Source organism: Paraflavitalea sp. (assembly GCF_059502485.1).
The window spans coordinates 63,416-76,778 of the sequence record NZ_JCACET010000008.1; the positions used below are offsets into that span (position 1 = coordinate 63,416).

At 46.1% G+C, this 13,363-nt stretch carries 13 protein-coding genes; 7 read left to right on the forward strand and 6 right to left on the reverse strand.

Translation table 11 applies throughout. The features are described from left to right. Positions 1–42: 42 nt before the first annotated feature. From AC5JBY_RS02915 to rplM, 6 genes are all read right to left on the reverse strand, one after another. Complete coding sequence (locus tag AC5JBY_RS02915) at positions 43–1,020, reverse strand: FecR family protein (protein WP_495903049.1); 978 nt, start codon at positions 1,018–1,020, stop codon at positions 43–45. Between the two features lie 36 nt (positions 1,021–1,056). Further along, positions 1,057–1,614 carry an RNA polymerase sigma factor gene (locus AC5JBY_RS02920; protein ID WP_495903050.1) on the reverse strand — a complete coding sequence of 186 codons (558 nt, stop codon included), beginning with the start codon at positions 1,612–1,614 and terminating at the stop codon, positions 1,057–1,059. A gap of 194 nt (positions 1,615–1,808) precedes the next feature. After that, entirely contained in the window at positions 1,809–2,651 is an 843-nt protein-coding gene (tsf, locus tag AC5JBY_RS02925) for a translation elongation factor Ts (protein WP_495903051.1), read from the reverse strand. A gap of 201 nt (positions 2,652–2,852) precedes the next feature. After that, on the reverse strand, positions 2,853–3,752 hold the full coding sequence (gene rpsB, locus AC5JBY_RS02930) for a 30S ribosomal protein S2 (RefSeq protein ID WP_495903052.1): 900 nt from the start codon (positions 3,750–3,752) through the stop codon (positions 2,853–2,855). Positions 3,753–3,865: 113 nt separating this feature from the next. Continuing rightward, positions 3,866–4,255 carry a 30S ribosomal protein S9 gene (gene rpsI / locus AC5JBY_RS02935; RefSeq protein ID WP_495903053.1) on the reverse strand — a complete coding sequence of 130 codons (390 nt, stop codon included), beginning with the start codon at positions 4,253–4,255 and terminating at the stop codon, positions 3,866–3,868. Positions 4,256–4,268: 13 nt separating this feature from the next. Beyond that, a complete protein-coding gene (gene rplM / locus AC5JBY_RS02940; RefSeq protein WP_495903054.1) occupies positions 4,269–4,712 on the reverse strand; it encodes a 50S ribosomal protein L13 in 444 nt (147 codons plus the stop codon). Positions 4,713–5,578: 866 nt separating this feature from the next. On the opposite strand from rplM, the gene AC5JBY_RS02945 reads away from it, so the two are divergent. From AC5JBY_RS02945 to AC5JBY_RS02975, 7 genes are all read left to right on the forward strand, one after another. Then, positions 5,579–6,463 (forward strand): hypothetical protein, encoded by an 885-nt coding sequence (locus tag AC5JBY_RS02945; RefSeq protein ID WP_495903055.1) that lies wholly within the window; start codon positions 5,579–5,581, stop codon positions 6,461–6,463. Between the two features lie 241 nt (positions 6,464–6,704). After that, complete coding sequence (locus AC5JBY_RS02950) at positions 6,705–6,998, forward strand: type II toxin-antitoxin system HigB family toxin (RefSeq protein ID WP_495903056.1); 294 nt, start codon at positions 6,705–6,707, stop codon at positions 6,996–6,998. A 4-nt stretch (positions 6,999–7,002) separates the two neighbouring features. Further along, positions 7,003–7,374, forward strand: a complete 372-nt coding sequence (locus tag AC5JBY_RS02955; RefSeq protein ID WP_495903057.1) for a helix-turn-helix domain-containing protein — start codon at positions 7,003–7,005, stop codon at positions 7,372–7,374. 194 nt (positions 7,375–7,568) lie between these two features. Continuing rightward, a complete protein-coding gene (locus AC5JBY_RS02960) occupies positions 7,569–9,053 on the forward strand; it encodes a vWA domain-containing protein (protein ID WP_495903058.1) in 1,485 nt (494 codons plus the stop codon). 64 nt (positions 9,054–9,117) lie between these two features. After that, complete coding sequence (locus tag AC5JBY_RS02965) at positions 9,118–9,720, forward strand: hydrolase (protein WP_495903059.1); 603 nt, start codon at positions 9,118–9,120, stop codon at positions 9,718–9,720. A 99-nt stretch (positions 9,721–9,819) separates the two neighbouring features. After that, on the forward strand, positions 9,820–10,770 hold the full coding sequence (locus tag AC5JBY_RS02970) for a GyrI-like domain-containing protein (RefSeq protein WP_495903060.1): 951 nt from the start codon (positions 9,820–9,822) through the stop codon (positions 10,768–10,770). A gap of 501 nt (positions 10,771–11,271) precedes the next feature. Then, the gene (locus AC5JBY_RS02975; RefSeq protein WP_495903061.1) at positions 11,272–13,362 is read left to right on the forward strand and encodes a T9SS type B sorting domain-containing protein; all 2,091 of its coding nucleotides are present in this window, start codon (positions 11,272–11,274) and stop codon (positions 13,360–13,362) included. The last annotated feature ends 1 nt before the right edge of the window (position 13,363 follow it).

The following is a 13,363-nucleotide window of genomic DNA, read 5'->3' on the forward strand; positions in this document are numbered from 1 at the left end:
GTGATAATAAAACCCAGGGCTGAAGCTGCCCGGGCAATGGTATTACCGCACCGGGCGTGCTTTATAGGTCATACTGTCGATCTTGGTTACCTTGATATCAAGGCTTGCCTCCAACAGTGTTACTATTTTTTCAAAGGAAAGATTATTGATGGTAGCTGTTACTCTCGTTTTTGTAAGTGATGGCGCCATGTCCACGTTCATCTCATACACGTGCTCCATCGTGGCTAATACTTCCTGTAATGGTGAATCGTAAAACTTCACCTGTCCTGTTCTCCAGGCAAGCTGGTTGCTGTTTTTCGTAACTGTTATCGTTGTGCCGGCTTTTACAAATGCACCGGTAAGACCGGGTGTAAGTAAAGCCTGCGACTGGTTTTTCACGGCTGTGAATTGTACTTTGCCTGTGGCTACTGCCACTGACAGGATGGAATCTGTGCGTCGTACATCGAAGCTGGTTCCCAATACTTCTACTTCCGCGCTATCTATATGTACAATAAATGGATGTGCAGGGTCTTTGGTGATCTCGAAGAAGGCTTCGCCTTTTTCGAGCCATACTTCGCGCCTGGCGCCATTCATGCTGGTGGTGTACCTCACGGCTGAACTGCCATGTAAGTATACTTTGCTTCCATCGGCCAGCTCTACACTGTCTCTTTCCAACCGGGCCGTTTGAATGGTTTTATAGGGGTTACGGTCTGTCAGTACGAATTTCCACACTACGATACCAGCAGTTATCAGCAGCACAGCGGCTACTGCTATCTTCGGAAACCAGTTCATTCTTTTAACAGGGGTTACCGGCGCCTCACCGTCGACACGATCCCAGAAACGCTTTTTTTCCAATTCGATATCGTATTCCATATCTCCTGGTTCATTACCGGTAAACCAAATACGTTTCACTTCCTCATAGTATTTCCTGTTTTCTTCGCTGGCAGCGACCCACTCCTGGATCTGTTGTTGCAATAGTTTATCGTCTGACTGTTCGAGTGAGGCCAGTATTTGTTCCAGTTTTTCGTGCTGCTCGTGCATTGTGTATAGATAAGACAAATAAGGGAAGGGGGACAATTAGTGATTGTTAAAAAAAAGTTCTTCTTTTTTTAGACGCTCTTTAATAATACGAATTGCCATGGTGAGATGGGTATACACGGTATTGATGGAGATATTAAGATGTTGTGCAATATCGGGGGGGCTCATGTCATTGAAGCGACTGAGGGTGAACACTCGTCTGCACTGTGGGGGGAGGGAGTCTATCGCGTAATGTATATAGAGTTCAAATTCTTTTTCTTCGGCCCTGTTTTCGACACGGGTATTGTGTTCTGGCGTTGCCGTTAGTTCTTCCTGCCGTACTACGCGGCTTTCTTTTTTGTATTTGTTGATGGCCAGGTTGGCGGCTGTGCGGAAGAGATAGCTTTTAATGGAGCTTTGGATGTCGATGGTGTCGGACTTTTCCCAGAGTTTGAGAAAGGCTTCCTGGACAATGTCGCGGGCCAGCTCATGATCTTTGAGAATATCCAGTGCGATCAGGTACATGGTATGGGAGTACCTGTCGAACATCCAGGAGTATAGTTCACGGTCTTTGTTGCGGATGCCGTTGATGATATGGGGCAAACAATAATCGCTCATTCAGCAGTTTTGAATAAGTTTTGGTTAAACAGTCTTGGGGCATGAGCAGCAGATAAATTTAGGAATAATATGTTAAGAGAAAAACGATTTAGCAAAGAAATTTAGGGATGAACGGTGCAGGAGGGGCAACAAAAAAGGGCGCTAAGCGCCCTTTTCCGTATATATTGTTGGTAATGAAACCTTCGTGCGGTGTATTAACCTAAAGCTACGCGTTTGAACTCGGTAACTTTCAGGTCGCTGTCTACGCTCTTCAGGTAGTCGCCCACGCTCTTGCCGCTGTCTTTTACGAAAGGCTGGCTGGTGAGGGTGCTTTCTTTGAAGAATGCGTTGAGTTTACCTTCAGCGATCTTGTTGATCATTTCATCGGGCTTACCGGCCATTTTAGGATCGTTCTTGATCTGCTCGGTAACGATGGCTCTTTCTCTTTCTACTGTAGCAGCAGGTACAGAGTTTGCGTCAACAGCTACGGGATTCATAGCAGCGATCTGCATGGCAACGTCTTTACCAGCTTCGGCAGAAGCGGCTTTGCTGAAACCTACCAGTACACCGATACGGTTTGCACCGTGGATGTAGGAGGCTACATAGTCAGCGTCTACGCGCTCGAACTTGGTGATACCGATCTTTTCGCCGATAGAAGCGAGTTTATCGTTTACCAGGTCAGCGATCTTAGCGCCGTTGATAGCAACGGTGTTCAGTTCGTCGATGCTCTTTACGTTGGCACCTACGGCAGCATCCATGATGCTTTGTGCGAAGGCAACGAAGTCAGCGTTCTTAGATACGAAGTCGGTTTCGCAGCTTACGCAAAGTGCGAGACCTGTTTTGTTATCGGCTGTTGTTTTAGCCAGTACCACACCTTCCTTCGCTTCACGGTCGCCACGGAGTGCGGCAACTTTAGCGCCTTTTTTACGGAGCCAGTCGATAGCAGCCTCAAAATCGCCGTTTGTTTCAGTTAAGGCTTTGCGACAGTCCATCATACCGGCGCCGGTCATCTGGCGCAACTTATTAATATCAGCGGCTGTAATAGCAACAGTTGACATAAGAATAGTTTGAAGATTTGTAATTATAATAATTTGAAAATGCGCTGGTGCAAATTGCTTCAATAAACCTCGTCGGCAAACGCATCTTCAGTTACGAATTTATTAAGTCGATATGTGAGGGTCTATATTCAGAAGTCGAAATCCAGCATTCAGAATGCTGTGACCCGGAATGCTGGATTCGATATTGAATTGACGTTCTACTTATCTTCCACCGCCTCTGCGGCCACCGCCACCTGGAACGCGGCGTTTTGCCTGGTGACCACCGCCACCGCCAGGACCACCCTGACCACGGGGAGCGCCACCTCTGCCACCACGACCAGCTTCTGCTTCTGCTTCAGCCTGGATGCGTGCTGCTTTCTTTGCGTTCTCATCATCTGCTGATTCTTCTACTTCTTCGTCTTTAGCAGCCTGACGTTCAGCCAGACCTTCAGCGATAGCAGCAGTGATGTATTGTGTGATGATAGCGATTGACTTAGTAGCATCATCGTTGGAAGGGATCGCAAAGTCAACCTTGTTGGGGTCGCAGTTGGTATCAACCATTCCGAAAGTGAGGATGCCGAGGCGCTTTGCTTCAGCCAGTGCGATGTGCTCGTGGCCGATGTCGATGATGAACAAAGCGGCAGGTACACGGCCCAGTTGAGCGATACCACCCAGTACTTTATCCATTTTATCGCGGTCGCGGCCGAGGGTGAGCTTCTCTTTTTTAGTGAGGCTCTCTGCGCTTCCATCGCCCAGCATTTTGTCGATGCTTTGCATCTTCTTCACGCTCTTACGAACGGTGTTGAAGTTGGTAAGCATACCACCTAACCAACGCTCGGTTACGTAGGGCATGTTTACTTTCTTAGCGCACTCGGTAACGATTTCCTTGGCTTGTTTTTTAGTACCAACGAACATGATCTTTTTACCGCTGCGAGCGATTTGCTTCAGTGCGGCTGCAGTTTCCTGCAGGTGTTCGGTAGTTTTATTGAGGTCGATGATGTGGATACCTTTCTTCTCAGCGAAGATGTAAGGCAACATCTTGGGGTTCCATTTCTTCCGGAGGTGTCCGAAGTGTACACCGGCATCCAGGAGCTGCTGTTGCAATGAAACGTTGTTTTCCATTTTATTTTTGAGCTTTTAGCTATTAGCTTGTAGCTGTTAGCAATTTTAGATAATGTTTCTTACAGAAACCATTAGCTAAGAGCCAGCGGCCGATAGCTAATAGCTTGTATCGATTAACGTTTAGAGAACTGGTAGCTTCTGCGGGCTTTCTTGTGACCGAATTTCTTACGTTCAACAGAACGGGGATCACGTTTCAGAACGCCTGCAGCTTTGAGGGCCGGACGCCATTCAGCGTTGAGCTCAACCAGTGCACGGGCGATACCCAGCTTGGCAGCTTCTGCCTGTCCTTTCATACCACCGCCTGCGGCGTTGATCTGAACATCATATTTGTCGAGGGACTGAATTGTTTTCAAGGGCAGCTCTACCTGGTTTTGCAGGTATACCAGTGAAAAGTATTCTTTGTAGCTCTTGTCGTTTACTGTGATCTTACCGGTTCCTTTTGAAAGGAAGATCCTTGTCACAGCTTCTTTACGACGGCCTACTGCGTTTTTCTGCTTTTCCATGTAATATTTACAATTAGAAAGTTAATGGTTGAGGTTTTTGTGCAGTCTGCTCGTGCTTGTCGCCAGCGTACACAAACAATTTCTTGAACATTTTGCGACCGAGGCGGTTTTTAGGCAACATGCCTTTAACGGCGCGCTCAACCACTAATTCGGGTCTGCGTTTCAGCAGGTCCTTAGCTGTTTCGGCTTTTTGGCCACCTGGATAACCTGAGAAGGTCAGGTATTCTTTGTCCTCAATTTTGTTACCGGTAAATTTTACCTTGTCGGCATTAATAACGATAACATAGTCTCCGCAATCAACATGTGGCGTGTAATAGGCCTTATTCTTACCACGAAGAACGGCAGCTATTTTAGCGCACATGCGTCCCACGGTTTGATTGGTACCATCCACAACATACCAGTTGTGTTTTACGGTAGCCGCATTCGCATGCTTTGTAGTGAAATGTAATTTGCTCATTGTAATTTGTTCTTTTTAAATGTTACCCCTCTTGCGAGGGTCACCGCCAACCCGGTGAATTGAAATGGGACGCAAAGGTAGGGAAGTGTAAATCGATAACCAATTATTTGGGAAGCTTATTTTTCATCGCACCTGCGCAAGATATTGATTTTCAATAAAAATTTTGCTTGCTGAATTTAGAGGAGGGGTGAAAGAGGCGGCAGTAGTGGGTTTTGGAGGCTTTAAGGGTGAGGCATCGAGAGGCAACGAGGTACAAAAGCATTAAGGCAATGAGGGAAAACCTGCTGCTTCGCGGGCAGATTTCTCACCCGGGGGAATTGCTGAGAAGGTCAGGACGTATGGCCGGGTTCGAAATGACGGGGAAGGGTGATTGTGTTGTTCAGGAGGGTTGTTTGGTAAAAGCAGGATCGGGATAATATATATTAATAAAGAATTTGTTTGCTTTTGCTGCATCTAAACTGCCATTTTATCAGTATATTTAAGGTAATGAAAAGGCCATCTCATTGTCTCCATGCTGCTTTTTTTGCCGGCGTTCCCGTTTTGCGGGAAATCTGCCTTCAACCCTGTTTTAACCAGGTCCGCTTAGCTTTGGTTTAGCTTAAGTCTGGCTTTGGTTTAGTTTTGGTTTAGCTTTACTATACAGCATCCCGCCAGGATCTATACATCAAACCGCCTTCATTCCAGCACTTAATTCTACTTAACCGGCTCATTAGCTTATCTTATTCCTGAAGGAAAATATGCCAGAATGGCGCTTTTTCTTTATATTAGTAAAGGAGACCTGGGTACTTGTTACATCCGGCCGAAACAGGGCATCGTATGTTCTAATGACCCGGTTCTTTATTCAATACTCCTAAATCTATTTTGATATGGCCAGGCAGATGGGGCAAATTCCGCTCAAGGGAACTATCGATGGGATTACTTTTTATTATCATCCTGACGATGGGCATCTGGCTCGTGCAAAGTCTTCGCTTGACAAGGATCGCGTAATGCGCGATAAAAAGTTCCAAAACTTCATTCATAGCGGGCAAGAATTCAAAGAAACCACTTTTGCAGGCAAGCTTTTGCGTAAATCCTTGTCAAAACTTCTTTTTCCAATTGCTGATGGGAAACTCAGCGCTCGTATGAATGCTACCATCCTTCAATCTATCCGAGCCGATGCTGTAAGTGATTTTGGGACGCGGAGGTTTGACAAGGGGCAACCCGAGGTATTACAAGGGTTTGAGTTTAATGTTAAACTTCCGTTGGAAACGGTGTTTACCGGTGACGTTTTAATTGTCCGTAATAAAAATAATGATGACATGCATGTGAGCATCCCAAGTTTTGCTGTCGCCAGGCAACTCCAGGTTCCAACTCATGCTACGCACTTTCAATTTGTTGGAGGCAGAATGGTCATCGATTTTGACAAGGGCGCTTATAAAAGTGTGTTTGGAGAAACAAGCAAAATGGCCGTAGATTTTTCTGACGTGTCTGATATACATTTTAGCTTTCCTTCTATTCCTCTTCATGGCACCGGCTTTATTTTTCTGGGGGTTGTTTTCTGGGGAGACCTAAAGAAGATGCCACGTACCGTGATGAGTCAACGTAAACGAAAGGAGTTGAACCGGCAGATCGAAGCGGATGGAACGGTACAGTTTACAGGGGCTTTGAAAATTATGAAGGTGATCCCTGGTGTGCCAAGGGTTGAGGATGACAAGCCCAAGGAGGGGACGCAAGGTGATGGGTGGGAAATGGATGGGCTGGGGATTGCGTGAGGGGGGAGAATATGGCGGCAGAAAATCGGCCGTAGGATTGAAATGCGGTGAGCAATTATTATTTAAATGCTTTTAGGTTTTAAAATAAAAGTTGGCGATTTACCAACTTTTGTTATTTTTGCTGTATCCAATATTTTTGAGAAGCAAGTTTGTTATCCTAGAGACAAGCGCACACTGACTTTTAATCTAAACGATTCTAACTCTGTTTATTTGTTTTTTGAATCATTAAAGATTTGAAAGTATGTTGCTTGTGTATACTAAAAGAATTAATGACTTCGCCCATACTCATGCTAACGCGAGAAAAAGTATTGCTGCCTGGAAAGTGATAACAGAAAGGGGCATCTGGAAAAGCAAACAGGATGTACTGGCTGATTTTCCAAATGCTAAAATGGTCAAAAACAACCGGGCTCGTTTTGAGATTGCGCACAACACCTATCGATTAATTGTCCATATTGATTATGCGGATCAGCTTGTCGAAATACGATTCATTGGCACCCATGCAGCGTACGACAAGATCGATCCCGAAACAATATAGCAGTATGAAGCAATGGTTTCTCATAGAAAGTGAAAAAGAGTATAAGGAAGCAACCAAGCGCTATGAAGAAATCCGTGAGACCAAAAAAGGATCTCCAGAACATAGAGAGAAACTTCTATTAGCGTTACTTATCAATAAATACGAGCAGGAACAATGGTCTATCCCTGCATTAGACCCTATTGAGCTGATCAAAGAACGGATGAATGACATGGGGTTAAAGCCTGCCGATCTCGCCCGGGAATATGGTGATAAGGGGACCATCAGTAAGGTGCTTAATTATAAGCAACCGCTTTCTCTCACTATGATACGACTTTTTAGTAAAATGCTGCGTATCCCTGCGGAGGCATTACTGAAGGAATATAAGCTGAAAGATTAACTAATCCTGTGGCACAAGTACCCAACACACCAAGCTCAGCGGCATACTTGCGCCAGTGATGGGAAGCCGTCTTCACACTAAGCTCCAACAACCGGGACATAAGATTAAGTATTGACAAATGACAAACCCGGTTCCGGCCTATCGGTGTCATGCAACGCTGGGCAGAGAGTAGTTGTCAGCAGAAAAAAGTACTCATGCGCCCCTTCAACCGCCTGTCCGTTGCCGCTTTATTGCTGGTAAGCATTGCCGCCATCCTTTATAGTTGCGAAAAATTGAATACGAGCCCCAGTTCTTTCGGCCTTGCCAGTGACTATATAGCAAACGGATCTGTCGGGAATGTTGACTCCATCGTTGAGAATTCTTTTATTAAAACCATCGACTCCGCTACTTCTACTTTTTCAGTCGACGCTGATGGTGGTTCTTATGCGTTGGCCCGCCGGTTACTTACTTACGAACAGCAATATCTCTCCAATTATAAAGCTGCGCTGCGCACGGAAGAGTTTATCAATTATTTCACTTATAACTACCCGGACCCAACCGGCGGAGCTCCCATCGGCGTAAATGGTGAAGTGAGTTCCTGCCCCTGGAATGCCGGTCACAAATTGATCCGGATCGGTATCAAAGGCAAATCTGTTCCCAAACAGGACTACCCCACTGCCAACTTCGTATTGCTCATCGATGTTTCAGGCTCCATGGGCAGCGACGATAAACTGAAGCTGCTGCGGGAAGGTTTTATCGACTTTGTGAAGCAAATGCGCGCGCAAGACCGGATAGCTATTGTAGTTTATGCAGGTAGTCAAGGTGTGGCGCTGGAATCGACTCCGGGTACTCAAAAGGACAAGATCATCAAAGCGCTCGAGAAACTGGGTGCTGGCGGTAGCACAAACGGCGCTGCCGGTATCACAAAGGCTTATGAGATTGCCGAGCAAAACTTTATACCAGGTGGCAATAACCGTATCATCCTTGGTACGGATGGCGACTTCAACGTAGGTATCAGCTCAACAGAAGAGCTCGTAAAGCTGGTAGAAGAAAAACGTGAGAAGGGTGTTTATTTCACCTCGCTGGGTGTGGGGGCTGGTAACCTTAATGAAAGTATGCTCGAAAAAATCGCTAACAATGGTAATGGTAATTATGAATACCTCGATAGTCATGCTGAGCTTCAAAAGGTTTTTGTAGAAGAATATAATAAGTTCCTGACCGTAGCCAAAGACGTGAAGGTGCAGGTAACCTTCAACCCAGCACTGGTAGAAGAATATCGCCTGATCGGTTATGAAAACAGGGTCATGAAGAACAGTGAATTTGCAGATGATAAAAAGGATGCCGGAGAGGTTGGGGCAGGACAAACTATTACTGCTATTTATGAGATCAAGCCTACAGTGAATGTACCTTTCAGAGCGGTCCCTACTTTTACAATTAATTTCCGCTATAAAAAGCCTGCTGAAAATACCAGTATTCCGCTTGACCTCGATATTTATGATGAAGGCCATTCTTTCCCTGAAGCCAGCGAAGACCTGCGCTTTGCCGGTTCTCTTGCCGGCCTGGCTCTCTACTTGCGTGGTTCAGCTTATAAAGGGTCTGTGACACTTGCTCAGATCAAGCAATGGGCGGATGGCGCCAGGACTTTTGATCCCAATGGTTACCGGGCAAGGCATATGGAGTTATTGAAGAAAGTTCAATAAGATACTCCACTCTATGCTGCTGTCGATTTTTGGAAAGCTCTTCTGGCTTTCTTAATATTACAGTATGTCTATTCATGTACTTGGAAGAAACACTTTTGGCGATCCGGCGGATGCCGGTAAGCTTATGTCTATTGAAGAAGCTCATCAATTGCTGGAAGATTGGGTTCCTAATGAACGGCTACGGCTGCATATGAAACAAGTGGCTGCCGTGATGAAGGCCTGGGCCATCGAACGGGAAGGAGCCGACGCCACCACTGCGCTCAAATGGGAATTGGCTGGCCTACTCCATGACGCCGACTGGGAGAAACACCCCAACGATCATTGCCGCATTATTATCGAAGAGCTTGAACACCGTCATATCGATCCTGAAGTGATTCATTGTATTGCCTCGCATGGACCGCGGTATTTTGGTGTAGAGCCTAACAATACCATGGATAAGATGATCTATATGTTTGATGAATTGTCGGGGTTTATTCATGCAGCCGCGTTGATCCGCCCTACCCGGTATGAGGGCATGGATGTGAAGAGTATTATGAAGAAACTCAAGACGCCTTCTTTTGCCGCGCAGGTGAACCGGGATGATATTACGGATGCCTTATCAAGGATCGATACACCGTTGGAAGAGATCATTCAGTTTGTGATCGATCATCAGAAGGAGGTAGTGTGAGGAATGCAAGACCTTTGCCTGGTTAGTCTGGCCGCTTGAGCGGCCTGACTGTTTGGGGCGACGGAATTAAACTTGGAAACGAAACTGCGCTAAGAAACTATGAAAAGAATACTGACAGGTATAATAATAGTTATTCTTATTTTGATTGTGCTGCCTTATGTTATGGTTCCTTCCGTCATTCATGAATCTATTAATACCGTGTCCAGCACTACGCAAAAATCTGCTCAGCGTTATTTGCTGGATGAAAGCAAATGGCCCAGGTGGTGGCCAAGCAGTCCCTCGAAAGTGATCAGGCCCCTATCTGCCACCCGCTACTTTTATTATAATGGTCACGCTTTCCGCCTCTCCCAACAATTTATGTCGGGCATCGAGGTTACTTCCAATCATAGCCCGGACAGTATCAAAAACCTGATCACTATTGTACCGATCAGTAAGGATACTGTCAAACTGGTTTGGGAATTCCAGGAGCGATCAAGCTTCAATCCTATCACCAGGTTTCAACAACGCAATAAGGCTAAAAGGCTGAAGGAAGATGTGGGGGGTATTATGCAGGCGCTCGCCAACTTTCTCAATGATGACGTGAATACTTACGGTATCAAGGTCAGTCAGACCAAGGTTACTGACTCTTTTTTGGTTGCCACCAAAACTGTGCTACAGCATGAGCCTGCAGTAGTGGACATCTACCGACTGATTGAGCAGTTGCAACAATACGCGTCTGCTTCTGGTGCGCAAGTTACCAATCCTCCCATGATCAATAGAAGACGCGTTGACAGCTCACATGTGGAAGTAATGGCTGCTCTCCCTATTAATAAAGTATTAAGCAGTAAAGGCGCTATTCTTTACAGACAGCTGCTCGCCGGCAAGCTCCTTGTGACTGAAGTGCAGGGTGGGCCTGCGCGGGTGCGTGAGGCTTTTCGCCAGCTGGAGAATTATCTCGTAGAGCATAAGTATGAATCGCCTGCTATTCCTTTTGAATCGCTTGTTACGAACCGGCAACAGCAAGCTGATACGACGCAGTGGGTTACAAGGATCTACTATCCAATATTTTGAGGTTACACGAATTGGGCTAAAGCCCAAAGGGGAGGTTGACTTCTTTAACCCGGTCCTAAAGGGCCGGGCAATTCCGTTTGCTTTGACATCTTCTTCGATTCTCGTTTGCTTCGCAAGCAGATTTCTCACTACGCCGTAACTCCTTGTTCTTTAAAATTCCGAATGGCTCCGTTCGAAATGACAAAAAGAGGGAGAGCTTCAACTAAAGACAGAGGTTCGTTTGCTTCGATAGGGCCAAAGGCCCTGGAATAGGACTGCGAGGCTACAAGCCTCGCAGAGCAACAGCTTCGACATCTTCTTCGATTCTCCTTTGCTTCGCAAGCAGATTTCTCGCTACGCCGCAACTCCTTGTTCTTTAAAATTTCGAATGGCTCCGTTCGAAATGACAAAAGAGGGGATACGTTTGAATAACAGGGTTCTTGGTTTTGTGGGGTAATAGGCTTAAATTGAAGTAACCGGGCAGGGTTGTGCTTTGTGTCGCCCGGGCTTAATCAGCGATGCATGCCTTGCCAGACTACCTTGAGGGGTTTACTGTTTTGTGTGTTCCTGTATTTCCTTCCTGCCGGAACTACTGCACAGGTATGTGTCAGCGATTACTTTCACATCGAATATACTACTCCCACTGTTCAAAATATGCAGCACGTTGTGCTGACCAGCAATCATGAACTGCTGTTGGCGGGTGATGTGATGCGGCCTAACTCCGTGCTGCTCGATGGGTGGATCTCTTTGCTTTCCATTCATGGTACTGTGTTGTGGAGCAGGCGTTACACCTCCCCAATCTATAATTATGTCCGGTTTTCAAAGGCTGTTCCCTCCGGCGATGGCGGTTATATTGCGACCGGTAATATTGGCAATGTCGATACCACCAAAGTGCCGCCTGCTACTTTGACTCAACTGGGTTTTGTGATGAAGGTGGATAAGCATGGTAATATTATCTGGTCGAGAATCTTTGTAAAGACTTTTGTGGCGGAAAAAATGGTCGACATTCCTTCTATTATTGCTACGAAAGACGGTGATTTCATTATTGCCACTAATTATGCTGCTGCGGTGAATAGCGCCAACATCGTTTTGAGGATCACTAAAGATGGTGTCATTAAGTGGACTACGCGCCTGTATGCTGATGCGCGGGGCGCTGGATACTCAGGCATGCAAATGACACAACTGAGGAATGGTGACATTGTGTTGGGCAATATGATCAGGTTGTTTGATGTGAGCAGGCCTTTTGTGACGGAGAATGAAGGGTATTATGCTGTTTCTATAGATGATGAATCGGGCCTGATCAACTGGGAACGTTTGTATTCCTGGAAAGGGCCTCCTTCTACACGTGAACGTATTTTTGGTCCTATTGTGCAGATCACGGAATTGCCTTCGGGCGGTTTGAGTATTATCGCTTCTCAGGCCGATACTGCTTATATCTATTTCCGGAAGACTACGCGTGTAATCAATATGATCACTGATAATACCGGGAACTTAAAGCAGGCGCTCGGCTATCAAAGTAATCAACCTCCTATTTATGCCTCTGCTGCTGTTCCAGTGGGCAATGTAGGAGATCAGGTATTGCTTATGGACAATGCTGATGCACCTTCGCTGTTGTACATCAATGCTGCGGGGGCTATTCAATGGCAAAAGTCTTATCCGCTGACCGGTCGCAGTCAAGAGACAAGGGACATTCTGGCCACGCCTAACGGGTTTTACTTTTTCAGTTTCACGCATAATGGTGGCAGTACTGATCTGAAACTGGTAAAGACCGATCCATCCGGAACAGCTACTTGTGTGGAAGGTCCACATACTGTGTCGGCCACAGATATCACTTCTTATTTTGTGCAGGTCCCTTTTAACCTCGATGTTGATATTTCGCCTGCCAATCTGCATAGTATTATAGCATTGTCGATGGTCGATTATCGAATAGATGCCTCTATCATTTGTCGCAAGTCGTGTTGCGAAGACAAAACGGATACTGCCGCTCCGCGGGAGCTGTGTAATGCCAGCAGTTACACTTTGCCCAATAATGATGTAGTAACTGCTGCGGGCACTTACTCCATTACTTACACTTCGGCAAAGGGTTGTGATAGTATTGTGTATTATCCTGTCAGTTTTCCGAAATCACCTATCGTAGATCTTGGCAGGGATGAATGCCTGGAAGGGAAAGACTCACTCGTGTTGAAAACAGCCCCGGGCTATGCTTCTTACAATTGGATGGGAGAGGTGAGTAGCAGCGCCAGCTACGTAGTGAAAAAACCAGGGCAATACTGGGTAAGCGTGTCGAATGCCTGTGCTACAAAGGCGGATTCAATCACTATATACCAGGATTGTGTGTTTGAGATCAGGATGCCCAATATTTTTACCCCCAATGGTGACCAGCATAATGATGTTTTCCGCATTCCTTCGCTGAATAAGAACCGGCTAATCAGTCTGCGCATTTATAACCGGTATGGGGAACAGGTATTTTATTCTACTGATATCCGCGCGGGATGGGATGGCACTTTCAGAAGCATTGCCCAGCCTACCGGCACGTATGTGTATTTATTGGAAATGGAAACGCTGAATGGCCGGGGTATGGTGCAAAAGGGGGTTGTGACGTTGGTACGTTAAT

Bases quoted from the DNA above. Each gene is read 5' to 3' on its own strand.
- AC5JBY_RS02915 (WP_495903049.1), bottom strand. From the start codon at position 1,020: ATGCACGAGCAGCACGAAAAACTGGAACAAATACTGGCCTCACTCGAA.
- AC5JBY_RS02945 (WP_495903055.1), top strand. From the start codon at position 5,579: ATGGCCAGGCAGATGGGGCAAATTCCGCTCAAGGGAACTATCGATGGG.
- AC5JBY_RS02950 (WP_495903056.1), top strand. From the start codon at position 6,705: ATGTTGCTTGTGTATACTAAAAGAATTAATGACTTCGCCCATACTCAT.
- AC5JBY_RS02965 (WP_495903059.1), top strand. From the start codon at position 9,118: ATGTCTATTCATGTACTTGGAAGAAACACTTTTGGCGATCCGGCGGAT.
- rplM (WP_495903054.1), bottom strand. From the start codon at position 4,712: ATGAGCAAATTACATTTCACTACAAAGCATGCGAATGCGGCTACCGTA.
- AC5JBY_RS02960 (WP_495903058.1), top strand. From the start codon at position 7,569: ATGCGCCCCTTCAACCGCCTGTCCGTTGCCGCTTTATTGCTGGTAAGC.
- AC5JBY_RS02920 (WP_495903050.1), bottom strand. From the start codon at position 1,614: ATGAGCGATTATTGTTTGCCCCATATCATCAACGGCATCCGCAACAAA.
- rpsB (WP_495903052.1), bottom strand. From the start codon at position 3,752: ATGGAAAACAACGTTTCATTGCAACAGCAGCTCCTGGATGCCGGTGTA.
- AC5JBY_RS02955 (WP_495903057.1), top strand. From the start codon at position 7,003: ATGAAGCAATGGTTTCTCATAGAAAGTGAAAAAGAGTATAAGGAAGCA.
- rpsI (WP_495903053.1), bottom strand. From the start codon at position 4,255: ATGGAAAAGCAGAAAAACGCAGTAGGCCGTCGTAAAGAAGCTGTGACA.
- tsf (WP_495903051.1), bottom strand. From the start codon at position 2,651: ATGTCAACTGTTGCTATTACAGCCGCTGATATTAATAAGTTGCGCCAG.
- AC5JBY_RS02975 (WP_495903061.1), top strand. From the start codon at position 11,272: ATGCCTTGCCAGACTACCTTGAGGGGTTTACTGTTTTGTGTGTTCCTG.
- AC5JBY_RS02970 (WP_495903060.1), top strand. From the start codon at position 9,820: ATGAAAAGAATACTGACAGGTATAATAATAGTTATTCTTATTTTGATT.